The 24,293-nt window shown below is 72.2% G+C and carries 23 protein-coding genes; 9 read left to right on the forward strand and 14 right to left on the reverse strand.

Translation table 11 applies throughout. The features are described 5' to 3' along the window. Positions 1–10: 10 nt before the first annotated feature. Positions 11–817 (reverse strand): GbsR/MarR family transcriptional regulator, encoded by an 807-nt coding sequence (locus ACXNSR_RS16670; protein WP_458642790.1) that lies wholly within the window; start codon positions 815–817, stop codon positions 11–13. 247 nt (positions 818–1,064) lie between these two features. Here ACXNSR_RS16670 and ACXNSR_RS16675 point away from each other — a divergent pair, with 247 nt between their 5' ends. The 3 genes from ACXNSR_RS16675 to ACXNSR_RS16685 are packed head-to-tail and all read left to right on the forward strand — an operon-like array spanning position 1,065 to position 3,520. Next, positions 1,065–1,739, forward strand: a complete 675-nt coding sequence (locus ACXNSR_RS16675; RefSeq protein ID WP_458642791.1) for a DUF4097 family beta strand repeat-containing protein — start codon at positions 1,065–1,067, stop codon at positions 1,737–1,739. 33 nt (positions 1,740–1,772) lie between these two features. Further along, positions 1,773–2,738, forward strand: a complete 966-nt coding sequence (locus ACXNSR_RS16680; RefSeq protein WP_458642792.1) for an ATP-binding cassette domain-containing protein — start codon at positions 1,773–1,775, stop codon at positions 2,736–2,738. Next, on the forward strand, positions 2,735–3,520 hold the full coding sequence (locus ACXNSR_RS16685) for an ABC transporter permease (protein ID WP_458642793.1): 786 nt from the start codon (positions 2,735–2,737) through the stop codon (positions 3,518–3,520). The genes ACXNSR_RS16680 and ACXNSR_RS16685 overlap by 4 nt, the downstream gene beginning before the upstream one ends. A 147-nt stretch (positions 3,521–3,667) precedes the next feature. On the opposite strand, the gene ACXNSR_RS16690 is transcribed toward ACXNSR_RS16685, so the two are convergent. The 3 genes from ACXNSR_RS16690 to ACXNSR_RS16700 form a co-directional block, all read right to left on the reverse strand. Next, positions 3,668–4,462, reverse strand: a complete 795-nt coding sequence (locus ACXNSR_RS16690) for a bestrophin-like domain (protein WP_458642794.1) — start codon at positions 4,460–4,462, stop codon at positions 3,668–3,670. Between the two features lie 52 nt (positions 4,463–4,514). Then, positions 4,515–4,802 (reverse strand): hypothetical protein, encoded by a 288-nt coding sequence (locus ACXNSR_RS16695; protein ID WP_458642795.1) that lies wholly within the window; start codon positions 4,800–4,802, stop codon positions 4,515–4,517. Positions 4,803–4,950: 148 nt separating this feature from the next. Continuing rightward, positions 4,951–6,516: an APC family permease gene (locus ACXNSR_RS16700; RefSeq protein WP_458642796.1), complete on the reverse strand. Its 1,566-nt coding sequence runs from the start codon at positions 6,514–6,516 to the stop codon at positions 4,951–4,953. Positions 6,517–6,851: 335 nt separating this feature from the next. On the opposite strand from ACXNSR_RS16700, the gene ACXNSR_RS16705 reads away from it, so the two are divergent. The 3 genes from ACXNSR_RS16705 to ACXNSR_RS16715 all read left to right on the forward strand — a co-directional run bounded on the left by ACXNSR_RS16705 (position 6,852) and on the right by ACXNSR_RS16715 (position 10,703). Continuing rightward, positions 6,852–7,547, forward strand: a complete 696-nt coding sequence (locus tag ACXNSR_RS16705) for a hypothetical protein (RefSeq protein ID WP_458642797.1) — start codon at positions 6,852–6,854, stop codon at positions 7,545–7,547. A 177-nt stretch (positions 7,548–7,724) separates the two neighbouring features. Then, positions 7,725–8,813 carry a DNA alkylation repair protein gene (locus ACXNSR_RS16710; RefSeq protein ID WP_458642798.1) on the forward strand — a complete coding sequence of 363 codons (1,089 nt, stop codon included), beginning with the start codon at positions 7,725–7,727 and terminating at the stop codon, positions 8,811–8,813. Positions 8,814–8,867: 54 nt separating this feature from the next. Next, the gene (locus ACXNSR_RS16715; RefSeq protein ID WP_458642799.1) at positions 8,868–10,703 is read left to right on the forward strand and encodes a hypothetical protein; all 1,836 of its coding nucleotides are present in this window, start codon (positions 8,868–8,870) and stop codon (positions 10,701–10,703) included. Positions 10,704–10,770: 67 nt separating this feature from the next. Here ACXNSR_RS16715 and ACXNSR_RS16720 read toward each other — a convergent pair whose 3' ends face one another. The 5 genes from ACXNSR_RS16720 to ACXNSR_RS16740 form a co-directional block, all read right to left on the reverse strand. After that, on the reverse strand, positions 10,771–12,234 hold the full coding sequence (locus ACXNSR_RS16720) for an aldehyde dehydrogenase family protein (protein WP_458642800.1): 1,464 nt from the start codon (positions 12,232–12,234) through the stop codon (positions 10,771–10,773). Then, positions 12,231–13,970, reverse strand: coding sequence for an N-acyl-D-amino-acid deacylase family protein (locus tag ACXNSR_RS16725; protein WP_458642801.1), 1,740 nt, complete (start codon positions 13,968–13,970; stop codon positions 12,231–12,233). The genes ACXNSR_RS16720 and ACXNSR_RS16725 overlap by 4 nt, the downstream gene beginning before the upstream one ends. Before the next feature lie 190 nt (positions 13,971–14,160). Next, positions 14,161–15,282, reverse strand: a complete 1,122-nt coding sequence (locus tag ACXNSR_RS16730; RefSeq protein ID WP_266595391.1) for an LLM class flavin-dependent oxidoreductase — start codon at positions 15,280–15,282, stop codon at positions 14,161–14,163. 95 nt (positions 15,283–15,377) lie between these two features. Continuing rightward, a complete protein-coding gene (locus ACXNSR_RS16735; protein WP_458642802.1) occupies positions 15,378–16,163 on the reverse strand; it encodes an SDR family NAD(P)-dependent oxidoreductase in 786 nt (261 codons plus the stop codon). A gap of 13 nt (positions 16,164–16,176) precedes the next feature. Then, entirely contained in the window at positions 16,177–17,124 is a 948-nt protein-coding gene (locus ACXNSR_RS16740; protein WP_458642803.1) for an LLM class F420-dependent oxidoreductase, read from the reverse strand. 160 nt (positions 17,125–17,284) lie between these two features. Here ACXNSR_RS16740 and ACXNSR_RS16745 point away from each other — a divergent pair, with 160 nt between their 5' ends. Continuing rightward, entirely contained in the window at positions 17,285–17,923 is a 639-nt protein-coding gene (locus ACXNSR_RS16745; RefSeq protein WP_458642804.1) for a transmembrane-type terpene cyclase, read from the forward strand. Here the strand turns inward: ACXNSR_RS16745 and ACXNSR_RS16750 are convergent. Beyond that, entirely contained in the window at positions 17,895–18,749 is an 855-nt protein-coding gene (locus ACXNSR_RS16750) for a L,D-transpeptidase family protein (protein WP_458642805.1), read from the reverse strand. The two genes, ACXNSR_RS16745 and ACXNSR_RS16750, sit on opposite strands and share 29 nt — an antisense overlap. Positions 18,750–18,984: 235 nt before the next feature. Here ACXNSR_RS16750 and ACXNSR_RS16755 point away from each other — a divergent pair, with 235 nt between their 5' ends. Continuing rightward, positions 18,985–19,428, forward strand: coding sequence for an NUDIX hydrolase (locus ACXNSR_RS16755; RefSeq protein ID WP_458642806.1), 444 nt, complete (start codon positions 18,985–18,987; stop codon positions 19,426–19,428). A gap of 6 nt (positions 19,429–19,434) precedes the next feature. Here the strand turns inward: ACXNSR_RS16755 and ACXNSR_RS16760 are convergent, their stop codons facing one another. From ACXNSR_RS16760 to ACXNSR_RS16770, 3 genes are all read right to left on the reverse strand, one after another. Next, positions 19,435–20,298, reverse strand: a complete 864-nt coding sequence (locus ACXNSR_RS16760; RefSeq protein WP_458642807.1) for a trypsin-like serine peptidase — start codon at positions 20,296–20,298, stop codon at positions 19,435–19,437. Between the two features lie 85 nt (positions 20,299–20,383). Beyond that, complete coding sequence (locus ACXNSR_RS16765; RefSeq protein ID WP_458642808.1) at positions 20,384–20,878, reverse strand: GNAT family N-acetyltransferase; 495 nt, start codon at positions 20,876–20,878, stop codon at positions 20,384–20,386. A 40-nt stretch (positions 20,879–20,918) separates the two neighbouring features. Next, positions 20,919–21,452 carry a DUF3995 domain-containing protein gene (locus tag ACXNSR_RS16770; protein WP_458642809.1) on the reverse strand — a complete coding sequence of 178 codons (534 nt, stop codon included), beginning with the start codon at positions 21,450–21,452 and terminating at the stop codon, positions 20,919–20,921. 210 nt (positions 21,453–21,662) lie between these two features. On the opposite strand from ACXNSR_RS16770, the gene ACXNSR_RS16775 reads away from it, so the two are divergent. Continuing rightward, the gene (locus tag ACXNSR_RS16775; RefSeq protein WP_458643324.1) at positions 21,663–22,904 is read left to right on the forward strand and encodes an MFS transporter; all 1,242 of its coding nucleotides are present in this window, start codon (positions 21,663–21,665) and stop codon (positions 22,902–22,904) included. 98 nt (positions 22,905–23,002) lie between these two features. Here the strand turns inward: ACXNSR_RS16775 and ACXNSR_RS16780 are convergent, their stop codons facing one another. Next, a complete protein-coding gene (locus ACXNSR_RS16780; RefSeq protein ID WP_458642810.1) occupies positions 23,003–24,229 on the reverse strand; it encodes an amidohydrolase family protein in 1,227 nt (408 codons plus the stop codon). Positions 24,230–24,293 lie beyond the last annotated feature (64 nt).

Raw genomic sequence — 24,293 nt, forward strand, 5'->3', positions numbered from 1 at the left:
GGAGCACCCTCTAAGGAGTGTCGCCCGGGGGCGTCGCGGAAGGCGTTCCCGGCGTTCCCGCCGTTCCCGCCGTTCCCGCCGTTCCCGGGAGCGTCGCCGAAGGCGTTCCCGGCTTCGCGTGGAGTACCTCGCGGGCCTGTTCCGCGGCGCGGGTGATGCCTTCGGAGACGAAGTCCATGAAGCGGGCGATGTTCTCCAGGCGGTTGGCCGCCGGGGTGTCCGGGCCGAGGATGCCGACGCCCTGACGTGCGGTTTCTATGATCTGGGTGTTGGCGCGGGCGCTGGCGATCGTCGCCTGGTACCAGACGTCGTCGTCGACGAAGTAGCGCTCGCGGCGGCGTTCGTCGCGTTCCCTGCGGACGAGGCCCTGGCCCTCCAGGAACGTGATCGCCTTGGAGATGGACGCCGGGCTGACCTGGAGCCGCTGGACGAGTTCGGACGCGGTGAGGCTGCCCGTGTCCGTGATGTAGAGGCAGGCCATCACCCGGGCCATCATCTTGGGCGTGCCCGCCTGGATGAGGACGTCGGTGAACAGGTCCTCGAACGCGCGCACCGCTTCGGGGTCGCGTCCGTGGGCCTGCGGGATCGCCTCCGATCCCCGGGGGGCGGCCTGACTGCGCCGGTGGGCGCGGCGTTCGGTGGCGCGGTGGGCCAGGTCGGCCCGATAGGCGTTGGGGCCCCCGTTGCGCATCACCTCGCGCGAGATCGTCGAGGTCGGCCGGTCGAGGCGCCTGGCGATCTCCGCGTAGGGGAGGTCGTCGGCCAGTCCCAGCGCGATCTGCTGGCGTTCCTGCTGATTGAGCCTGCCTCCCGGCATCGCGGTCTCCTTCGTGGTCCGTTCCGTCCCCCCACTATAGCGTTCACTTCCATTCCATTGCAACGAACGACGTGGCGCACGTTGCATTAAGCTCGAAACCATTGCAATGAAATCTCACTCTTGACCTGCAGTGATGCAGATTTAGCGCAACGAGTCTGTTGCCAGTTCAGCGAACGCAACGTAGCTTTTCGTTCATCAGAAACCGCGGGGCGCACGGAGCGCAGCCGCTGATGAGGGAGAAGCCACCATGCAGAAGTTCGCCACCGCCGCCCCGATCGCCGCCGTCCTGGACGTGCCCGCCGGGCTGATCCGGTTCATCGCGGCCGACCGGGCCGACACCACCGTCGAGATCCTTCCGGCGGACGCCTCCAAGGGCCGTGACGTGAAGGCCGCCGAGCAGACCACGGCCGAGTACCGCGACGGTGTGCTGCGGATCGCGGCCGCACCGGTGAAGAACCGGGTCCTGGGCAACCACCCGGGTTCGGTCGAGATCACCGTCCAGCTGCCCGCCGGCTCCCGCGTCGAGGCGAGGACCGCGGCCGCCGAGTTCCGCGGGGTCGGCCGCCTGGGTGACGTCACCTTCGAGAGCGCCCAGGGCACGGTCAAGCTCGACGAGACCGCGAGCGCCCACCTCACCCTGATGGCCGGGGACATCACCGTCGGACGCCTGGGCGGCGCCGCGCAGATCGCCACCCAGAAGGGCGACCTGAGGATCGCGGAGGCCGTCGACGGCACCGTGGAACTGACCACCCAGGCCGGTGACATCACCGTCGGCGCCGCCCGCGGCGTCTCCGCCACCCTCGACGCCGGCACCGCCTACGGCCGCATCCACAACGCCCTGAACAACACCGACGGCGCCGCCGCCGCTCTCACCATCCGCGCCACCACCTCCTACGGCGACATCACCGCCCGCAGCATCTGACCCGCAGTCAACGCCCCCGAAGGAGCACTCCTCATGACCAACCTGGCCATCGCGGCGAACGGGCTGCGCAAGTCCTACGGCGACAAGCTCGTTCTCGACGGCATCGACCTGGCGGTCCCCGCCGGCACGGTCTTCTCCCTGCTCGGTCCGAACGGCGCCGGGAAGACCACCGCCGTCAAGATCCTCTCCACCCTGCTCGGCGCGGACCCGGGCACCGGGGCCATCCACATCAACGGCCACGACCTGGCCGCCGACCCGCAGGCCGTGCGCGCCTCGATCGGTGTGACCGGCCAGTTCTCCGCCGTCGACGGCCTGATCACCGGCGAGGAGAACATGCTCCTCATGGCCGACCTGCACCACCTCACCCGCAGCGAGGGACGGCGGGTCGCCGGCGAACTGCTGGAACGCTTCGACCTGGTCGATGCCGCCAAGAAGCCCGCCGCCAGCTACTCCGGCGGCATGAAGCGCCGCCTCGACATCGCCATGACGCTGGTCGGCGACCCGCGGATCATCTTCCTCGACGAACCCACCACCGGCCTCGACCCGCGCAGCCGCCACAACATGTGGCAGATCATCCGGGAACTCGTCACGGGCGGCGTCACCGTCTTCCTCACCACCCAGTACCTGGAGGAGGCCGACCAGCTCGCCGACCGCATCGCGGTCCTCAACGACGGCAGGATCGCCGCCCAGGGCACCGCCGAGGAACTGAAGCGGCTGATCCCCGGCGGACACGTCCGGCTCCGCTTCACCGACCCGGCCGCCTACCGGTCCGCGGCCCTCGCCCTGCACGAGGTGTCCCGGGACGACGAGGCGCTGGCGCTGCAGATCCCCAGCGACGGCAGCCAGCGCGCGCTGCGCTCGGTCCTCGACCGGCTGGAGACCGCCGGTATCGAGGCGGACGAGCTGACCGTGCACACCCCCGACCTCGACGACGTGTTCTTCGCCCTCACCGGCCCGGCCGCCGCCCTTCCCAACCAGTCCAAGGAGAACGTCCGATGAGCTCCCTCTCCCTCGCCGTGCGCGACTGCTCCACGATGCTGCGCCGCAACCTCCTGCACGCCCGGCGCTACCCGTCGCTGACGCTGAACCTGCTGCTCACCCCGGTCATGCTGCTGCTCCTCTTCGTCTACATCTTCGGCGACGTGATGAGCGCGGGCATGGGCGGCGCCGACCGCGCCGACTACATCGCCTACGTCGTCCCCGGCATCCTGCTGATGACCATCGGCAGCACCGTCATCGGGGCCGCGGTGTCCGTCTCCACCGACATGTCCGAGGGCATCATCGCCCGCTTCCGCACCATGGCGATCCACCGCAGCTCCGTCTTCGTCGGGCACGTCGTCGGCAGCGTCCTGCAAGTGCTCGCCAGCGTGGTCCTCGTCGGCGCCGTCGCCGTCGCGATCGGTTTCCGGTCCACCGGTGCCACGGCCCTGGAGTGGCTGGCAGCGTTCGGCCTGATCGCGCTCTTCGCCCTGGCGCTCACCTGGATCGCCGTCGGGATGGGCATGGCCAGCCCGAACGCCGAGGCCGCCAGCAACAGCGCGATGCCGCTGATCCTGCTGCCGCTCATCTCCAGCGCGTTCACCCCGGTCGAGGCGATGCCGGGCTGGTTCCAGCCGATCGCCCAGTACCAGCCCTTCACGCCGGCCATCGAGACCCTGCGCGGCCTGCTCCTCGGCACCGAGATCGGCTACAACGGGTGGCTCGCGGTCGCCTGGGCCATCGGCCTGGCGGTGCTCGGCTACCGCTGGTCGGCGGCCTCCTTCAACCGCGACCCGAAGTAACCGGCATGAGCGCGCGGGCCTCCTCCCGCAGCATCGTCCCGCCCCTGGGCGGCGTACCCCGACACGACGGTCGGGGTACGCCGCCCGTCGGCGTCGTGGGACCCCGGGGCGGTGGAGGAGTGCGGGGCTCGACAGCCCGCGCCCCGCTCAGCCGGCGGCCCAGAACTGCGCCAGGGCCGCCTCCTTGTAGGGCTCCGGGGTCACGCTCAGGTCCCCCGCGAAGGGCCGGTCCAGCGCCACCACCAGGAGCAGGCTGAAGCCGATCAGTCCGGCCACCGCCGAGACGAAGAGCAGCTGCATCCTCAGGCTGCGCAGCCCGAACAGGAAGGTGAGCGGGACGATCACGAACGCGCCCCCGTACACCAGCACCTGGAGCAGGACCGGCAGCGAGCTCTCGGCCATCGTGATGCGGGCGCGGCGCTGGGCGGCAACGTCGTTGAGGCGGGTGACGGCTTCGGCGTAGAAGGTCTCGGCGCGGGTGCCCCGGGGCTCGTAGGCCTGGAGCGCCTTGTAGAGGGCCTGCGTCTGCGGGGCGGTCGCCTCGTAGCTCGGCTGCCCGTCGCGCATCAGCGGCCACTGCACCTCGACGACGGCGTGCGTGTACGCGCCGACGGCCTGCCGCACCCGGTCGCGGTCGGCCGGCGGGAAGGCGTCGGCGCTGCGGACGACGAGGGCCAGGTCGGTGGCCTCGCTCGCGACGATGTTCTGGGTGGTCTCCACCTGCGTCCACAGGGTGACGACGACGAAGGCGAGGATGATGCCGTAGATCGCGCCGAACATGCCGAGCGCGACCCCCACCATCTCGTTGTGGTCGCCCTGGGCCAGGTGCGGGTAGCGGCGGCGCGCGGCCACGCTCCCGGCGACGGCGAGGCCGGTGAGGCCGCCGACCAGGAGGATGGCGATGACGAAGGTGCTGAAGTGGTTGAGGAGCCAGAGGATCATGCCCTGCTCAACGAGCGCCGCCGCCGGGGAGCCCGGCCTCGGCCGGGGTTCGTCACCCGACCTTCGGGGTCGTGGGGAGACCGGCGGTCAGGGACGTGCCGGCGCTCTTGAGGGAGGAGTCCGTGGCCTGGCCGGCGGATCCGGCCGCCTGGGCGGTCACGCCCACCGCGGTCTTGGTGTCCTGTACGGCCTGGGACGGGTGGTCGACGATGTCCACGACCCGCTCGACGACCGGGGGCGCCTGTTCGGGTGCCTCGTCGGCGTGCGCGGCGGCGGGTACGAGGGCGAGGGCGCCACCGGAGACGACCAGGGCGGTGAGGGTGCGCTTCAAGGCGTTCATGCCCCGTCCAACGACCCCGCCGCACACCTGGTCACCGCCCGCGCCCGGGTTCGCGCAGCGGAACGGCCCGGAAGCGGCCGCGGCCCCGGATCGGGGGAATCGATCCGGGGCCGCGGGGCATGACTCGGCGGGTGGGGTGCGGGGAGGGTCAGTCCTCGACCACCAGGGACGGGGTGGACTTCGTCAGGACCTCGCCGCGGAAGAAGGCCGGGCTGCGGCGCTCGGTGACGAACATGATCACCAGGCCGAGGGCCAGCAGGCCGACGCCGATGACGAAGACGTTGCCGACGTCGAGGCCGGGGAGCGTGGAGCCGGAGCCGTAGGCCGGGTCCCAGGCGTCGTAGAGGGTCTTGAAGAAGACCGCGGCCAGCAGCAGGCCGCCCAGGACCGGGAAGACGCCCTTGAAGAACAGGTCGCGGGCGGAGCGGCGCAGCTCGCCGCGGAAGTACCAGACGCAGGCGAAGGCCGTCAGCGAGTAGTAGAAGCAGATCATCAGGCCGAGCGCGAAGATCGTGTCGGTGAGGACGTTCTCGCTGACCAGGGTCATCACGGTGTAGAAGACGCCGGTCGCGACGCCCGCCATGACGGTGGCGCGGCCCGGGGTCTTGAAGCGCGGGTGGACCTTGGCGTAGGACGGCGGCAGGGCCTCGTACGTCGACATGGCGAGGACCGTGCGGGCCACCGGGATGAAGGTGGTCTGCAGGGAGGCCGCGGCGGAGGCCAGGACGGCCACGAAGAGCAGGATGCCGAGGACCGGGCCCATGACGGGGCCGGCGAGGGCGGCGAAGACGTTGCCCGAGGTCTCCTCGTTGGCGAGGCCGAGGCCCTCGCCGCCGGAGCCGACGGCCATCTGGGCGGCGATGCCGGTGGCCAGGTAGGAGCCGACCAGGACGATCATCGCGATGAGCGAGGCGCGGCCGGGGGTCTTCGTCGAGCCGGTGGTCTCCTCGTTGGTGGCCAGGCACGCGTCCCAGCCCCAGTACATGAAGATCGAGAGCGAGAGTCCGGCGGTGAAGGCCGCCATGGACTCGACCGCGAAGGGGTTCATCCAGGACCAGGAGAAGTCCAGGCCGGTGTCGAAGGTGCCGGCGGAGGCCTTCTGGAAGGCCATGGCGACGAAGATCGCGAGCACGGCGAGCTGGAGGCCGACCAGGGCGTACTGGACGCCCTTGGTGGCGGTCATGCCGCGGTAGCTGATGGCGGTCGCGACGGCGATCAGGGTGAGGCAGGTGACGATGTGGACGGGCTTGTTGTCGTCCAGGGCGGCGATCGACGCGTTGTTCGTGATCTCGCCGGCCAGCAGCCAGAAGTACGAGGTGGCGACGCCCGCGAGGTTGGAGAGCACGATGATCGTGGCGATCACCAGGCCCCAGCCGCACATCCAGCCGATCCGCGGGCCGAAGGCCTTGACGGTCCAGGTGAAGGAGGTGCCGCAGTCCGGCATGGCCTTGTTGAGCTCGCGGTAGGCGAAGGCGACCAGGAGCATCGGGAGGAAGCCGGCGAGGAAGATCGCGGGCATCTGCAGGCCGACCTCACCGGCGGTGGAGCCGAGGGTCGAGGTCAGGCAGTAGACCGGGGCGACGGTCGAGATGCCGATGACGGCGCTTCCGACCAGTCCGACGGACCCCTTGCCGAGGCCCTTGCCGCGAACGTCGCCCTCGGCGACGCCGCTTACCGTGTCTCCGGCCCGAGGCCGAACGTCCAGCTGAGTCATGGGTCAGGACGTTAGATGGTGCGTTTTCCACATATGGACGATCGAAGTCCGGAAGCCAATACCCCCGAATGCCTTCGAATCCAGAGACTGAGGCAGTTCACAAGCACTTAATACAAGGTTCACTTTGGCACATGCCCATGCTTCGACAGGCCCGACCAAGGCTCTTTCGGCATGCGGAAACCGCAGCCATGTCCGTTTTGCGAAATTTCAAAGTTTCCGTCGTGACTTTGCGGTGACCAGCGGTAACGGGGGGCCGGACGGGTTTGCCGCGGCCATGATCATCGGCCTAGAGTCGCCGCCGTTCAAGGTCATTTGCACGGGGGACGAAGACACTCATGCGCACCACCGCATCACTCATGGCATCGGCGACGGCCGTCGCCGCCCTGCTCACGCTCACCGCCTGCGCCGGGGGCGAGAGCGGCGCGGCACCGGTCATCGGGGTCGGCACCGGCACGGACGGCGGCACCGGCACCGGCGCCCCCGGCGACGGCGGCGCACACGAGGGCACCCTGGAGAACCCCACCAAGAACGGCGGGGTCAACGGGAACGCGCCCAAGGACGGGACCGCCTTCCAGAAGCTGCCCAAGGCGGGCACCATGGCCGCGGCCGCCCGCTTCATCAACGGCTACACCCCGTGCGACCCGATCAGCCCCACCCCGCCCGAAAGCAAGGAGAACTCGGGCGGGGACTCCGAGTTCGGCCCGGCCTTCTCGGTGACCGAGACCGGCTACTGCGGCAGGCGGGGCATCACCACCGTCGTCCTGATCAAGGACCCCAAGGCCTTCCAGACGGCCTTCAAGGCGGAAATGGACGCGCGGAAGGGCCGCGGGAACCCCAACCAGGGCATCGTCGTGGGCCAGGACTTCGCCATGGGGTCCGAGAGCTCGGACGCGATGAGCGCCCTGCTGCAGCCGCAGGCCGGGCTGCTCATGCTCAACTGCCACCCCGACTTCAAGCCGCCGAGCGGCTACCGCAAGGAGCCGGCCCTGGTGAAGGGCTGCGTCCTCACGGACTACTACAAGGACGAGTAGAGGAGCAGCCGAGCGGACGAGCGGACGAGCAGCGGCCAAGCGGACGAGCGGCGGCCGAGCGGACGAGCGGACGAGCGGCGGCCGAGCGGACGAGCGGACGAGCGGCGGCCGAGGCACCCGCCGACGGCGTCCCGCGACCGGCCACCGGACCGGGGCGTCATCGGCGAGACTGGCCCCATGCCCACGGCCGATGAGCTCCTCAGCGCGGACACCGTCACCACCCTCGCCCGACTGCTCGCCCGTGCGGGCGGCCGCCGGTCCTCGCCGGCCCTGCGCGCCCGCGCCGACGCCCTCGACGGGCTGACCTTCAGCGGCCGGGTCGCCGCCGTCCGGGACGCCGTGCTCGACGACCTCCCCGACGAGTGGCCCGCCTTCGAGGCCGTCGTACGCACCGCCCTCGCCCGGCCCGGCTTCGAGGGCTGGATGACCTTCCCCGTCAACGAGGCCGTCGCCGTCCGGGGGCTGGCGGCCTTCGAGCCCGGCCTGGACCTGCTGCACGACCTCACCTCCCGGCTCACCGCCGAGTCCGCCGTGCGGCCCTTCCTGCGCGCCGACCCGGAGCGCGCCCTGGCCGTCGTACAGAAGTGGACGGCCGACCCCGACCCGCACGTACGCCGCCTCGCCAGCGAGGGCACCCGGCCCCGGCTGCCGTGGGCCCCGCAGCTGCCCGCCTTCATCGCCGACCCGCGGCCGGCCCTGCCGGTGCTGGACGCGCTCTACCGGGACGGGTCCGAGTACGTCCGCCGCTCCGTCTCCAACCACCTCAACGACATCAGCCGCGACCACCCCGCCCTCGCGATCGAGACCGCGGCCCGCTGGCTGGCCGATCCCGAGGCCACCACCGACCGCGTCGTACGCCACGGACTGCGCACCCTGATCAAGGCCGGGCGGCCCGAGGCGCTGACCCTGCTCGGCCACTCCCCCGAGGTGCCCGTCACCGTGAGCGGCCCGGTCGTCGCCGACCCGCGGGTCGCCGTCGGCGAGTACCTCGTCTTCGACTGGACGGTCACCAACACCGGCCCGCTCCCGGCACAGCTGGTCATCGACTACGTCGTCCACCACACGAAGGCCAACGGCACCCGCACGCCCAAGGTGTTCAAGCTCGTCACCCGCGCCCTGGCCCCCGGCGAAACCCTCGGCGGCACCAAGCGCCACTCCTTCAAGCCCATCACCACCCGTCGCTACCACTCCGGCGAGCACCTGGTGCAGCTCCAGATCAACGGCCGGGTCCGCGGCGAGGCCGTATTTTCGTTGGACGCGTCCTGACCCCGCCTGGCAGGCTCGGCCCATGACCTACGGAATCGAGTCCCACCCCGCCCGATGAGCGTCCGCGACGAGCGCGAGCCGCTCGACCCCCGGACGACGTCCCTGTACGACTACGCCCTCTTCCGGCACGGCATCGAACCGGACGGGCAAGTCCCGCGCAAGGGCTACCCCCTGCCCGACGGATTCCCGCCCGAGCCCTCCCGCAAGCACCTGACCTGGAAAGAGGCGCGGGCCGAGATCACCGCCGCGCTGGCTCCCGCACTGGCCGACCCCGACCCCGTACGGGCCGCCGAGGCCGTCCACCGAAGGGCCCGCGAGCTGGGGACGACCCACCGCACCCTCTACGCGCACACCGCACGGCTCGACCTGCCCGACGCGGACGCCGCCCGGCGCACCGCCCGGCAGCTGACCCGCACCGGTACCACCGCGGCGGCCGTCGGCATCGGCATCGTCCTGCTGATCCGCCTCGGCGAACCCGAGGACGTGCCCTGTCTCAAAGCCCTCGGCACGCTCGACGGCCTCGGATCCGTGGCGAGCAGCGCACTCGACCCGCTCGACCGACAGGCGGCCGCCCTCCTGGTGATCCGCGGCCGGGACCGGTCCGGGCTGCTGACCCCGCTCACCGCCGCGATCGCCACCGGCGACGCGGAAGCCGTCCGGGACGCGCTGGTCGCGCTGCCCGACGGGCCGGAGGCCCTGCTCTTCTCCCGGCGCATCGCCGAGGCCGCCGACCTCGACGGGCTGCTGCGCGACCGTCCGGTGGACGCCGAACTGGCGGCGGTGGCGGGCCGCCTGCTGCACCGGATGTCCCGCGACATGGGCCAACGGCGCGAGATCGTCGACTATCTGTCGGCGAGGTCCGTGTACGGGCACTTCCTCGGGCAGGCCGACCGACTGCCCCCGACCCCGCAGCTCCACGAGCTGCTCCTGTCCACCGCCCTCGACCTGCACAGCGGTCCCGCCCGAATGCTGCCCTGGCCGCCCCACCGGCGGGAGGCACTGCTCAGCGGCCTGGAGCAGCTGCTGGACGGGCCCGCGTGGACGGCCGGCACCGGGCCGGAGCCCCTTTCCGCGGCGGAACGCCGCCGCGCGGACTGGATCCGGCGCACCGGGCGCAAGCCCTTCGTCACCGCGCCGGCACCGGGCCCGCACCCGCGCTGGGAGGTGGTCGTCGTCCACGACGCCCCGGACTCGAACTCCGTCGAGACCCGGATCCTCGTCGACGGGCTCCCGCTGCTGCCCTCCCTGTTCGGCAACGGCCCGGGCAACCCTCCCGAGTACCTGATCGACAAGGGCGGCCTGCGCGCCGGACCCGAGCCGCGCGAGGTGCAGCTCGCCGAGGCGGCCTGCACCGAGGGCTGCTGCGGCGCGCTGTACGTGACGATCCGCCGGGACGGCGCGGAGGTGGTGTGGGACGGCTGGCGCGGGGCGCCGGGCCGGCCACCCGTGTTCCGCTTCGACGCGGCCGCCTACGACGCCGAGCTCGAACGCGCCGAACGGGACCACTCCTGGTGCTGGCCGGCCCGCAGCACGGCCCGGCTGATCACGGCCGGACTGCGGGAGCGGCCGGAGCTGCTGGAACGGTGGCACCTCGCCGCCACCTGGGTCGGAACCGACTGGCGCGATGCGCACACGACGGTGGTGCGGCTCGCGTTCACGCCCCCGGACGGCCCCGAAGCGCCGGACGGGACCCCGCAGCGGCTGTACTTCGACTGGCGGCTGCCCGACGACGACGGCCTCCTGCCGGAGGACCGGGCGGCAGCCGCGCTGGAACGGATCGCGAGGTCCGACCCGAAGGGCTTCGCCCAGCTCCACCGGGGCAGCAGCGAACTCGCCGCGTCCCTCGGCTACAGCTGGGGCCGGGCGGGCGAGGCCGGTCGGGTCGGCTAGCCGCAGGAACGGGGTCCGGCCGGGGTGTCCACCCCGGCCGGACCCCGGACTTCCGGACCGCCGGGCCTCAGCCCGTCCAGACGATCGACTGCATCTCGCTGTACGCGTGCAGTGCGTACGAGCCCACGTCCCGGCCGACCCCGCTGCGCTTGAAGCCGCCGAACGGGGCCTCCATGTTCCGGCCGATGGTGTTCACCCCGACCCCGCCCGCCCGCAGCCGCCGCGCCACGCGGAACGCGCGCGCCGAGTCCCCGGACCACACGTAGCTCAGCAGCCCGAAGTCGCTGTCGTCGGCCAGCCGGACCGCCTCGTCCTCGTCCCCGTCGAAGGGGACGACCACGACCACCGGGCCGAAGATCTCCTCGCGGACCACCCGCATGTCGTTCGTGCAGTCGACCAGCAGGGTCGGAGCCACGTAGAAACCGCGGCCGTCCCCCACCACCGGGCGCTCGCCGCCGTACGCGATCCGGGCACCCTCCTTCTTGCCCAGCTCGACGTACGACTCCACCCGGTCGCGGTGCGCCGCCGAGATGACCGGGCCCACCACCGTGCCCGGCGCCGCCGGATCGCCGACCTTCATGAAGGCCAGATAGCCGGTCAGCTTCTCGATCAGCCGGTCGTGGACGGACCGGTGGACGATCACCCGGGTCGGGGCGGTGCAGATCTGCCCGGAGTAGAAGGAGAAGGTCGTCCCGATCCCCATCACCGCCGCGTCCAGGTCCGCGTCCTCGAAGACGATCGCCGCGCCCTTGCCGCCGAGTTCCATCAACTGCCGCTTCATGGAACGGCCGCAGACCTCGGCGATGCGCTGCCCGACGGCAGTGGAGCCGGTGAAGGACACCATGTCCACGTACGGCGAGTCCACCGCGGCCTCGCCGACCTCCACCGACTGCCCGCCGACCACGTTGACCACGCCCGCCGGTACCCCGGCCTCGTGCAGGGCGTCCGCCATCCTGAACACCGACAGCGGGTCCTGCGGCGCCGGCTTGACCACCACCGTGTTGCCCATGGCCAGGGCCGGGGCCACCTTGCCCGCCGGGTTCGCCCAGGGGTTGTTGTAGGAGGTGATGCAGGTGACCACGCCGACCGGCCGGCGCACCTCCAGCGCCCCCAGGATGCTCGCCCGCCCCATCGGGCCGGCCTCGGTGACCTGCGGGGGCAGGCCCCGCTCGACCGGTTCCAGGGCCCCCTTCGCGTACCGCCGGAAGCGGCTGACGCCCACCCCGACCTGCATGCCGCGCGCGATGCCGGTCGGTGCGCCCGTCTCCTGCCGGGCCAGCACCGCCCACGGCTCGTACTCCCGCTGCATGATGTCCGCGGCCCGGTCCAGGATCGCCGCGCGCGCCTCGGGCGTCGTACGCGACCAGCTCTCGAAGGCCTCGGCCGCGGCGCGGGCCGCGTCCTCGACCTGTTCGCGGGAGGCCTCGGGGGCGAGCCCGACCACCGTCTCGTCGGCCGGGTTGACCACGTCGTAGTGGCCGCCCGCGGGCTCCACCCACTCGCCGCCGATGTAGAGGGGTTGTGCGTTCAACGGGTGCTCACCGTCCTCGTGTCCCGGCCCGACCGGAGCACGATCCCGGGGACCGCCCCCGTCACCTCGTCGTCGCGGATGGTCTCCACGCCGTTGACCCGTACCGAGACGATCCCGATGGCCCGTGCGTCCAGCCGGGGGCTGTCCCCGGGCAGGTCGTGGACCAGGGTCGCGGGACCGGCCTCGATCCGCTCCGGGTCGAAGAGGACCAGGTCCGCGTGGAAGCCCTCGGCGAGGCGGCCGCGCTCGCGGAGCCCGAACAGCCGGGCCGGGTCGTCGGTGAGCATCCGTACCGCCTGCTCCAGCGGCACCAGCTTGCGGCCGCGCAGACAGTCCCCGAGGAAACGGGTCGTGTACGGGGCCCCGCACATCCGGTCCAGGTGCGCGCCCGCGTCGGAGCCGCCGAGCATGACGTCCTCGTGCTGCCAGGTCTCCTGGCGCAGGGCCCAGCTCGCCGGGTCGTTGTCGGTGGGCATCGGCCAGAGCACCGTGCGCAGGTCGTCGTTGGCGCAGATCTCCACCAGGCACTGGAAGGGGTCCTGACCGCGCTCGGCGGCGATGTCGTTCACGACCCGGCCGGAGAGGCCCTCGTTCTCCTTGCTGTACGTGTCCCCTATGACGTACCGCCCGAAGTGGGCGAGGCGCCGGAAGACGCCGGCCTCCTTGCTGTCGGCGCGCCGCAGCATCTCGGCGCGTACGCCGGGGTCACGGAGCCTGGCGATCCGCTCGGGGACGGGCAGGCCCAGGATCTCGCCCCAGCCGGGGATGAGGTTGAGCGCGCAGAACGTCCCCAGCGACATGTTCATGGGGGTGAGGATCGGCATCGTCAGTGCGACGATCCGGCCGCCGGCCTTGCGGGCGCGCTCGCTGGGGATCAGCTGGCGCGGGACCCGCTCGGGGACGGAGGCGTCGATGGTGAGGACGTTCCAGTTGAGGGGCCGGCCCGCGGCGGCGCTCATCTCCACGAAGAGGTCGATCTCGTCGTCCGAGAACTGGTCGAGGCAGCCGGCGACGATCGCCTCCAGCTGGGTGCCCTCGTGTTCGGCGACCGCCTTCGACAGCGCGATCAGCTCGGCGGGGCGGGCGTGGCGGGAGGCGACGGGGGCGCCGGACCCGTCGGAGTGGGTGGAGGACTGGGTGGTGGACAGGCCCCAGGCACCGGCGTTCATGGCGTCGTGGAAGAGGTCGAGCATCTGTTGCATCTGCTCGGGGGTGGGCTGGCCGCCGACGGCGTCCTCGCCCATCACGTGCCGGCGCAGGGCGCAGTGGCCGACCATGAACCCGGCGTTGACGGCGATCCGGCCCTCCAGGGCGTCGAGGTACTCGCCGAAGGTGGACCAGGTCCAGTCGACGCCCTCCTCGAGGGCCTTGAGGGCCATGCCCTCGACCTTGCTCATCATGCGGCGGGTGTAGTCGGCGTCCTCGGGACGGGCCGGGTTGAGCGGGGCGAGGGTGAAGCCGCAGTTGCCGCCGGCGACGGTGGTCACGCCGTGGTTCATGGAGGGCGTGGCGTACGGGTCCCAGAAGAGCTGGGCGTCGTAGTGCGTGTGCGGGTCGATGAACCCGGGGGTGAGGACCAGGCCGGTGGCGTCCTCGCTGGTGCGGGCCTCTTCGGTGACGGTGCCGGGTGCGGCCATCACCGCGATCCGGCCGTCGCGTATCCCCACGTCCGCGACGCGGGCGGGGGCGCCGGTGCCGTCCACGACGGTCGCGCCCTTGATCAGGTGGTCGAGCATGACGTCCCTTCTGCCTGTGTTCGCGTTGCGGCCCGTCTCGTGGGGCTCCGCCCCCACACCCCGCGCCTCAAACGCCGGCGAGGCTGGATGTGGCCGGCGTGGCTGGATGTGGCCCCGGCCGGTGGCCGCCCGGCCGGGGCCGGTGTGGGACGGCGGTCCGGGAAGACGCCGTCCCCGTCTCCCCGCCGGGTCAGACGGCCTGGCGGAAGCGGGTCGTGCGGTGGACCGGGTCCGTGTCGATGTGCGGGATCACGTGTTCGCCGATCAGCTTGATCGTCGTCATCGTGTCCTCGGGCGAGACCCCGGTCGGCAGACCGAAGGACAGCTGGTCGGCGCCCGCCTGCTCCCAGCGCTTGCACTGGGCCCGGACCTCCGACGGATCGCCGCAGATCAGCAGTTCCTCCGCGATCAGCAGTTCGATGATCTCCGCGTTGTACTCCGGCAGGGTCTCGGGCCACTGCGGGATCGCCTCGGGCCGCGGGAAGGTGTCGTGGTAGCGGAAGACCAGCGACTGGAAGCGGTTCATGTTGGCGCCCACGGCGATCTCGACGGCCTTGTCGTGGGTCTCGGCGCAGATCGCGGTCGAGGTGACCATCACGTTGTCGTTGACGAAGGCGCCGATGGCCTTCGCCTCCCGGATGGCCGTCTTGTACTGGTCGAGGACCCACTCCATGTCGGAGACCTTCTGCACGCTGAAGCCCAGCACGCCGAGGCCCTTCTTCGCCGCCATCGCGTACGAGGACGGGGATCCGGCGGCGTACCACATGGCCGGGTGGGCCTTGCCGTACGGCTTGGGGAAGACCTTCCGCGGGGGGAGCGACCAGTGCTTGCCCTGGAACCCCTCGTACTCCTCCTGGAGGAACATCTTGGGGAATTCCGCGATGGTCTCCTCCCAGATCTCCTTGGTGCCGTTCATGTCCTCGATGCCCGGCAGGAAGCCGAGGATCTCGTGGCTGCCCGCGCCGCGGCCGGTGCCGAACTCGAAGCGGCCCTTGGAGAGGTGGTCGAGCATGGCGACCTTCTCGGCCACCTTCACCGGGTGGTTCACCGGGGCGAGCGGGTTGAAGATGCCGGAGCCGAGGTGGATGCGCTCGGTGGCGTGGGCGAGGTACCCGAGGAACACCTCGTTCGCCGACAGGTGCGAGTACTCCTCCAGGAAGTGGTGCTCGGAGGCCCAGGCGTACTTGAAGCCGGACTTGTCCGCCTGTATGACGTACTCGGTCTCCTCGATCAGCGCCTTGTGCTCTGCCTCGGGGTCGACCTTGGACCGCGCCTCAGGCACGTATCCCTGCACAAAGAGCCCGAATTCCAAGGGGGTTCACCGTCCTTTGATTTCTGACGTTCCGTCAGATTCGATGCTCCGACTGTTCCACTGCCGGGGCGGGACCGTCAATACCTGACGCTCCATCAGAGAATGCTGACGCCCGCCAGCCAGCCGCCGTCGATCACGAACGGCTGGCCGGTGATGTACGAGGAGTCCTCGCCGGTCAGGAAGAGCGCCAGCTTCGCGATCTCCTCGGGCCGCCCCACCCGCCCCAGCGGCACCACCCGCTTGTAGAGCTCCGCCATGGCGTCCCTGGCCTCGTCGGTCATGTTCGCCGGGTCCAGCAGGCCCGGGTTGGCCATCGGGGTGTCCACGGCGCCCGGGCACATCGCGTTGACCCGGATGCCCTTGCCCGCCAGCTCCAGCGCGGCCACGCGGGTCAGGCCGAGGATCGCCGCCTTGGTGGCGGCGTACGTGCCGACGTACGCCATGCCCGTCAGGCCCGTGTACGAAGAGGTGTTGACGATGGTGCCGCCGCCGGCCGCCTCGATCTCGGGGGCGACCGTCCTGATGCCGAGGAAGGCACCCACCTGGTTGACCTGGACCACCTGCTGGAACTCCTCCAGCGGGGTCGCGGTCAGCTCGTTGAAGCGCAGGATGCCCGCGTTGTTGACCAGCCCGTCGACCGGGCCGAAGGCCTCCTTCGCCGCGGCGACCGCGGCCGCCCAGTCCTCCTCGCGGCTCACGTCCAGCCGCACGTACCGGGCCCTGTCCTCGCCGATGTCCTTGGCCACGGCCGCACCCTGCTCGTCCAGCACGTCACCGAGGAGCACCCGCGCCCCCTCGGCGGCGAAGAGCCGGGCCTCCTGCTCGCCCTGCCCGCGTGCCGCGCCGGTGATGATGACGACGCGCCCGTCCAGCTTGCCCATGGTCCGTCAGCCCCTAGTCGTTGAGGAGGGGGGCCACCTCGGCCCCGAAAGCGGTGATCTGGTCGACGAGTTCGGCGCGGTCGCGACTGCGGAAGCGCACCTGGATCTGGTCCACGCCGAGCGCCCGGTACTCCCGCAGGGACTCGGCGAGCGCCTCCGCCTTGCCAGTGAGGGTGCGGCGGCCGGTGTCCCAGCCCGGCTCGCCGACGTACAGCGCCTCGGTGATCGCGCCGAACTCGAAGGGGCCGGCGACGCCCGCCGCCTCGCGCAGCTCCCCGATCCGGGCGATCTGCGCCGGGAGCTTCTCGCGCGGGTCCCCCTGCGGGAGCCAGCCGTCCCCGCGGACTGCGGCACGGCGCACGGCGGCGGGCGAGGAGCCGCCGACCCAGACGGGGATCCGCTCCTGCGCGGGCCGGGGCAGCTGGCCGAGGTCCTTGAACGAGAACAGCTCGCCCTCGAACTCCGGGTACTCCTCGGGTCCCAGCGCCGCCCGCAGCGCGTCCAGGGTCTCGTCGAGGACGGCCCCGCGGCGCGCGAAGTCCACGCCGAGGACCTCGAACTCCTCCTGCACGTGTCCGGCGCCGACCCCGAGGATCAGCCGGCCGCCGGAGAGGTGGTCGAGGGTGGCGTACTGCTTGGCGCTGAGCAGCGGGTGCCGCAGGCCCAGGATCGCGACGTGGCTCAGCAGCCGCACCCGCTCGGTGATGCCCGCCAGGAAGGACAGGGTGGCCACCGGGTCGTACCAGACGGTGCTCATGGGGCCGGCGAGCCGCCGCGGGATGGCCACGTGGTCGCAGGTGGCCACGTACCCGAAGCCGGCCCGGTCGGCGGCCCGTGCGATCCCGGCGAGATCGGCGGCGGTGGCCGACGCCTCCCAGGGCTCGGCGTAGATGGTGCTCTGCGACTGGACCGGGAGCTGCATCCCGTAGACCAGCCGGCCTTGTGGAAATACGCGCGCCATGACGGGCCCGCCTCGCCTTCGTCTGCCGATTCGTCATATCGGTGCGGGGCCATCGTCGTAGCTGACGAACCGTCAGACAAGGGGTGCGACATGCCGGGCGGCACGCCCCTGGCCGAACCGGGGCGTTCCCCTGGCGCGCTCGTCTCGCTAGGGTGCGCGCGTGGATCTGTTACTCACGCTGGTCAGCGGGATCGCCTGGACGGTCGTGTACGTGGAGGCGATCCGCGTCGGGCTGCGGGACCGGACGTACGCGATGCCCGTCGCGGCGCTCGCGCTCAACTTCGCCTGGGAGACGACCTACGCGGTCCGCGACGTCTCGGTCGGGATCTCCGCGCAGGGCGTGGTCAACGTGGTGTGGGCGGTGGCCGACCTGGTGATCGTCTACACCTATCTGCGCTTCGGGCGCGCCGAGCTGCCGGAGTTCGTGACCCGGCCGCTCTTCGCCACGTGGTCGGTCCTGGTGTTCGGTACGGGATTCGCCGTGCAGTGGATATTCCTGGCGCACTTCGGGGCGCACGACGCGAGCCGGTACTCGGCGTTCCTGCAGAACCTGCTGATGTCCGGCCTGTTCATCGCCCTGTACGCCTCCCGGCAGGGGCCGCTCGGACAGTCCCTGACCATCGCCGTCGCCAAATGGCTGGGGACGCTCGCCCCGACCGTGCTGTTCGGGGTGCTGGAGGACGCGCCGTTCGTCCTCGGCCTCGGGATCCTGTGCAGCCTCTTCGACCTCGCCTACATCGGACTGCTGCTGCGGCCCCGGCTCGCCCGGCTCAGAAGCCTTCCGGCCCCATCACGATGACCGGCTTCGCCGCCGGGTCGAGGGTCTGGAGGACCTTCTCCATGGCCGCCCTCGGGATCCCCACGCACCCCTGCGAGGGCCCGTCGTGGTCCACGTGCAACCAGATGTTGCCGCCCTTGTCCTCGCCGTCCGGCATGACCGGGTCCAGCGGGGACCGGCCCGGCCTGCGGTTGAAGTCGATGGCGACGACATAGTCGAAGGATCCCGCCAGGGACTCCCCGTTCACCCCGAGGCCCGAGGGGACGAAGCCGCTGTCCTCGTCGTACGGGAACCGGGTCCCGGGCGGCTTCGGCAGCAGGCCGCCCGCGTCGGTGAGCGCGAAGACGCCCATCGGCGAGGTCAGGTCTCCGTACGTGCGTTCGGTGGACCAGCCGTGGGCCCCGTTGCGGGCCGGCCAGCTCTCGGTCCGGACCCAGTCGGCGCCGACCGCGGGGCGCGTGTAGAAGGCGGCCGTGGACTCCGAGGAGTCCACCGCCTTGCCCGTCACCAGGATGAGCTGCCGGGACTCGGCCGGGATCCGGGCCCGGGTCCCCTCGCTGACACCGGTCAGCCCCTGCGCGGCAGCGGCCTGCTGCGCGGCCCGCCGGGCATCCTCCTGGGCGGCCCGCCGGGCGTCACGCGCGGCACGGTCCTCCGCCTGCGGGCGGGCGTCCGCGCGGGCCTGCGGCCGGGAGGCGGCCGCCTCGTCCGGGTCCTGGACCGCGTACACCCAGCCGGCCGTGAACGTCGTCAGGCCCAGCACGGCGGCGAGGGCCACCCGGCGGGTCCTGCGGGTCGCACGGGGCTTGCGGGTCGGGCGGGAGCGGGCTCGGGCGTGCTGGCTCATTCCTCCGACCGTACATCAGCAGTCCCTCCCAGCCCGGGTGGCTGCGACCTGCGCGCCGTGGTGCCGGAGCGGCGCCCCGGTGACCGCGGCGCCGACGCAGCGGGGCGGGCCGAGGGCGGGGACGGGGACGGGGCCGGGGACGGGGTGGGGCAGGCCGGGGCGGGCACGCAAAAGGCGGTAAAAGGCCAGGTGCAAGCCCATCCCCCGGAACCGATCACCGGCGTACATTGAATCGATGATGCGAACTCCACGTCACGCAGCGCGCGTTGTCATCCTGTCCCCCACCGGATCCGTGTTCCTCTTCCGGGAGGACAACGTGGAGGTGGGCATCCACTGGCTGCCGCCCGGCGGCGGCATCGATCCCGGCGAGAGCCCCGAGGAGTGCGTGCGGCGCGAGCTGCGCGAGGAGACCGGCTGGACCGACCTGGAACCCGAACGGCTGCTCTGCACCTGGGAGCACGACTTCACGCACCAGGGCATCCCGGTCCGCCAGCACGAACACATCTTCGTCACCACGGGCCCGCACCGCGAGCCGGTCCTGGAGGCCCCGGACATCCACTGGCAGTGGCTCTCCCCGCAGCGCCTGGCCACCCTGGGCGAAGCCCTGTGGCCGCCGCGCCTGCCGGAACTGCTGGCCAACGCCCCGGCGGAACCGGTCCACCTGGGGCTGCTGGCCTAGCGGGCACTAGGGCTTCGCGGTGGCGGTCTTCCCGGTGGCCTTGGCGTAGAGCGAGGCCGCGTACTCACCGAGGACCGTGCTGGTCGACACGTCGTCCGTGTCCCCGCCCGTGAGGATGCCGATGATCTTCCCGTCGCCGGCGATCCACGCGCTGCCGCTGGTGCCGCCCGGGAAGTCGGCGCAGTCGAAGCGCTGCTGGGTCGCGCTCTCGCGCACTGCGGTCGACGTGCAGGTGCGGGGAACCTTGCGGTCGGCGGGGTAACCGGTCACGGTCACCTGCTCGCCCGCGCGGCCGCTGGTGTCGAGGACGGCCGCGCCGGTCACGTCCTCGATGGTGCGGCCCTTGGCGTCCGGGGCTAGACGGGCGAAGGCGAGGTCGTAGTCGTCGTCCGTACCCTCGGCCCAGCGGTCGTCCTCGAAGACCTGCTCGATCTTCCATGTGCCGTACGGGGCGACCCCGTTGGCGTACGCCGGGGCGAAGACGGCGCTTCCGCCCCTCTGGTCCCCTTCGAGCAGGCAGTGCCCGGCGGTGATGATCAGGTTCCGCCCGGGGCTGCTCACCACGGTGGCGGTGCAGAAGTGATCACTGTCCAGGCCGTTGGTGAACAGGGCTCCGGTGAAGGCGGCGGGCCCACCGGGCGGCGGGGTGACGGCCGGCGGCAGGGTGGCGCCGGGAGCCGTGGACAGCTGGGGCTTCGCCACGTGCGAGCGCGACGACGGTCCCGTCGGTGACGCGCTCGGCGCGGCCTTCGCCCGTACCGCAGGGACCCCCTCCGGCGGCGGCGAGAGCTTGGCCACCGCGGCGGACGCCCCCAGGGCCGCCACCGCGCACAGCACCGCCGTCACGACGGTCCGCTTGTCCACCGGCATGATCATCCTCCCGCTTTGCCCTGGCGAAGCATGCCTCGGCGGCAGGGCCGGGTGCAAGGCCGAGGACGGCTACCGGCCCCCGCCCTCAACGGCTTTCGGCCCGCAGGTCGCACTCGAAGCGCAGACCCGGACGGCCGTCGAGGTCGACGTCGCCGGTGGCCACGAATCCCGTACGGGCCAGCACGGCGCGCGAGCCGGCGTTGTCGAGCGTCGTGACCGCCCGCAGCACGGCCAGTCCGTACTCCGTGACCGCCAGCCCGCGGGCCTCCCGGACCGCGGCCGTGGCCACGCCCCGGCCCGTGGCGCGCTCGGCGATCCGGTACCCGAGCTCGGCCGAACCGTCGGCCACGTCGACGAGGTTGACCCGGCCCACCACCTCACCGCCGTCGCCCACCAGGACGTGGAAGAAGCACAGCCCGGCGGCCTGCTCGGCCATCAGCGCGGCGTGCCGCTCGTCGAAGTCCGCGAAGTAGCGGTCACCCCGGTCCGGTACCGACGCGGCGAAGTAGGCCCGGTTCTCCCGCTCGAACGCGAGCAGGGCCGGAGCGTGGTCGAAACGGAGCAACTGGAGTCGGGGCACGGCCCGATGGTAGGCCGTGCGCCGCTGCGGTCGCGGGTTCTCACCGGCGACGGGCCGGGCGCTCGCGCAGGCGCTGGCGGGCGGCCATGCCGAGCGTGATCCCCCAGAGGAGGAAGAGGCCGTACCAGAAGAGCCCCCAGGCGGCCTGCGGGTGGTCGTCCTTGGCCGCGAAGGCTGGCGAGGAGACGACCCGGTCGGCGGCCAGCAGGTACTGCATCGCGAAGTAGGTGAAGCCCCACAGCGTCATGCCGCACGCGGCGATGCCGGCCGGTACGGCGATCAGGAGGGCGGGGATGCGGCGGCCCCACGGGCTGACCAGCGCGAGGGAGAGCACCGCGCCGAACACCGCCACCGCGCCCATGCCCCAATAGCCGATGGCGGCCTCCATGTTGTCCTTCGGGGCCCCGGCGAAGTCGCCGGGGAACATGGCCGCGACCCCGGCGCCCCACCAGAAGTGCGGGGCCGCGTACCCCAGTGCCGCGGCGGCGGCCGTGCGCCCCGGCCAGGTGCGGCGGCCGGCGGGCTGCCGGCCGGGCTCCCGGGTGGGCGGCAGGGTCTCGTTCACGGTCGACATGGGGTCCTCCGGCGTGCTCGGTTCGGTGGTGCGGTCCGTTCCCCCGGCCGCCTGGATCCAGCCTCACCGAACCGGCGCCCGCGCGGATCCGGCCCCGGCACGAACCCGTCCTCCCCCGTACGGGGGAACCCGGGGCGCGGCGCATAGGTCGTCTGCCCGATCCCCGGCCCCCGCCTTAGGACACAGGCTGGGCCGGTGACCGATGGAGGAATGGGAAGGGTCCTGCGGGACCGCAATGCGGGGCTCTACCTGTCCGGGGTGGTGGTCTCGGGATTCGGCACGACCGCCATGTGGCTGGTCGCCGGGATCTGGGTGAAGTCGCTGACCGGGTCGGACTCGCTCGCCGCGCTGACCGTGTTCACCATGTGGGCGCCGGTCCTGGCCGGACCGGCGCTGGGGGCGCTCGCCGACCGGCTGCCCCGGCGGCCGCTGCTGGTCGCCCTCGGCCTCGTGATGGCGGCGCTGCTGCCCGTACTGACCCTGCTGGACTCGGCGGACCGGGTGTGGCTGCTCTACGCGGTGCTGCTCGTGTACGGGATCTGCGGCACGGTGCACGGGGCGGCGGAGGCGGCCCTGGTCCCGCAGGCCGTCGGCCACCGGCTCCTCGGGGACTTCAACGGGCTGCGACTGACCGCCGACGAGGGCATGAAGCTGCTCGCACCGCTGGTGGGCGCGGCCCTGTTCGCCCGCTTCGGCGGGGCGTCGGTGGCCCTGCTCGACGCGGTGACCTTCGCACTGGCCGCGGGGATCTTCGCCCTGCTACGGGTGCCGGGGGAGCCGCCGGAGCGGGAGCGGATCCGCGGCGGGAAGAGGAGGTCCGCGGGGATACCGGAGGGCTGGCGGCAGCTGCGGGCGGCGCCGGCGGCGCGCGCGCTGGTGGCGACCGGCGCCGCCGTGATGTTCCTGGCCGGGCTGAACGGTGCGGTGATCTACGCGGTCGCCGGGGACGTGCTGGGGCACGCGCCCACTTACGTGGGGGTGCTGTACGCGGTGCAGGGCGCGGGCTCGGTCCTGAGCGGGCTCGTGGCGGGCCCGCTGCTGCGGCGGATGCCGGAGAAGGTGTTCACGGCGGCCGGCGTGGCCCTGTTCGCCCTCGGCGCCGGGGTCCGGGCGCTGCCGTACGACGCGGTGGCCCTGGCGGGCAGCGCCGCCATCGGCGCCGGGCTGCCGTGCGTGCTGATCGCCGCGCTGACGGCGGTGCAGCGCGAGGTCCCGGACGCGGCGCTGGGCCGTGCCGCGGCCACGGCCAACACCCTGATCTTCGTACCGAACGCACTGGCCCTGGCGCTGGGCTCCGCCCTGGTGGCCTTCGTGGACGTCCGGGTGCTGCTGCCGGTGCTGACGGTGGCGGGGGCGGCGGTGGCGGGACTGCTCGTGGCCGTGGCCGGCCCGCGGACCCTGCCCGAGACCGGGACGCAGGCCGGGGCGCAGGCCGGGACGGGGCGGCCGTAGGGCGTGGCCGGCGGAGGGGGCGACCGTAGGGCGTGGCCGGTGGAGGGGGCGGGCCACGCCCTACGGGGTGTCTGCCGGTCGGGCCGGACGCCGCGGGCTCAGGCCCCCGGCCCGGCCCACAGGCCGTCGGGCGTGAGCCCGAGCAGGTCGATCGCGTTGCCGCGCACGATGCGGTCCACCACGTCCGGCGCCAGGTGTCCCATCTGGGCCTCGCCGACCTCGCGGGACTTCGGCCAGGTGGAGTCGGAGTGGGGGTAGTCCGTCTCGTAGAGGACGTTCGCGACGCCGATCGCGTCGAGGTTCTTCAGGCCGAAGGCGTCGTCGAAGAAGCAGCCGAAGACGTGCTCGGCGAAGAGTTCCGACGGCGGGCGCAGCACCTTGTCGGCGACCCCGCCCCAGCCGCGGTTCTCCTCCCAGACCACGTCGGCGCGCTCCAGGATGTACGGGATCCAGCCGATCTGGCCCTCCGCGTACATGATCTTCAGGTTGGGGAAGCGCTCGAACTTGCCGCTCATCAGCCAGTCGACCATCGAGAAGCAGCAGTTGGCGAAGGTGATGGTGGAGCCGACGGCGGGCGGGGCGTCGGCGGAGGTGGAGGGCATGCGGGAGGAGGAGCCGATGTGCATGGCGATGACCGTGCCGGTCTCGTTGCACGCCTCCAGGAAGGGGTCCCACTCGTCCGTGTGGATGGAGGGGAGGCCCAGGTGCGGGGGTATCTCGGAGAACGCGACCGCACGCACGCCGCGGGCGGCGTTGCGGCGGACCTCGGCGGCGGCCAGGTGGGCGTCCCAGAGCGGGATCAGGGTGAGGGGGATGAGGCGGCCCCGGGCGTCCGGGCCGCACCACTCCTCCACCATCCAGTCGTTGTAGGCCCGTACCCCGAGGAGTCCCAGCTCGCGGTCCTTGGCCTCGGTGAAGGTCTGGCCGCAGAAGCGGGGGAAGGTCGGGAAGCAGAGGGCCGACTGGACGTGGTTGACGTCCATGTCCGCGAGCCGGTCGGGAACCGAGAAGGACCCGGGGCGCATCTGCTCGTAGGTGATGACTTCCAGTTTGATCTCGTCGCGGTCGTACCCGACCGCGGTGTCGAGACGGGTGAGGGGCCGGTGCAGGTCCTCGTACACCCACCAGTCGCCGATGGGGCCGTCGTCGCCCCTGGCCCCCATCACGGGGGCGAACTTGCCGCCGAGGAAGGTCATTTCCTTGAGCGGGGCGCGGACGATGCGTGGGCCGGTGTCGCGGTACCTGGACGGGAGCCGGTCCCGCCAGACATGGGGGGGCTCCACCGTGTGGTCGTCCACCGAGATGATCTTCGGGAAGGTCTCCATGACCCCAACGGTAGCGCCGATCTGACGTACCGTCAGCTAGTTGGCCGGTGATCGGTCGGACACG

This window comes from Streptomyces sp. NC-S4 (assembly GCF_054353315.1).